This is a genomic window from Haemophilus sp. UMB1048, from assembly GCF_030218125.1.
Classification (GTDB): Bacteria; Pseudomonadota; Gammaproteobacteria; order Enterobacterales; family Pasteurellaceae; genus Haemophilus_D.
In genome coordinates this window covers 1-422 of record NZ_JASOPB010000033.1, presented here as the reverse complement: position 1 = coordinate 422, position 422 = coordinate 1, and the positions used below count along the sequence as shown (strand labels likewise).

At 52.4% G+C, this 422-nt stretch carries 1 protein-coding gene; it reads left to right on the top strand.

Annotated features, from left to right (window positions below; translation table 11 throughout):
• Positions 1-133 precede the first annotated feature (133 nt).
• The coding region (locus QP437_RS09750) for a mobilization protein (protein ID WP_285210443.1) at positions 134-422 on the top strand (289 nt) is incomplete at its 3' end.

Below are 422 nucleotides of genomic sequence, written 5' to 3'. Positions count from 1 at the left end.
GCGCACACAATCGAACCGAAGGTGAGATTGTATAAGTGCGCACTTCGTGATTTCTGCGCATTATGCCAGCTCAGTTTTTAAACTACCAGTGACGAGCTAAAATGCGATTTTTCACCGCGCACGGAGTTACATCATGAGCAGAACACTCGAACAGAAAATTGCCGAAGCTGAAGCCAGATTGCAGCGTCTGAAGGCAAAGAGCCGGAGCCTGGACACAGCGCAGAAGGTCATTGTGGGTGCAGCATTGCTGGCAAAGGTCAGAAAGCCGGAGGAAGTGCAGTTGCGAGCTTGGTTACTCCAGTTCCTGAAGGCAGAGGTGACACGGCAGGCTGATGTGAGCAGGATACAGCCGTTGATTGACGAACTGAACGCGTTGCCAAAACCCGTCCCCAAAGGCGTGTCAAAAAACGGCCAGCAGGCGT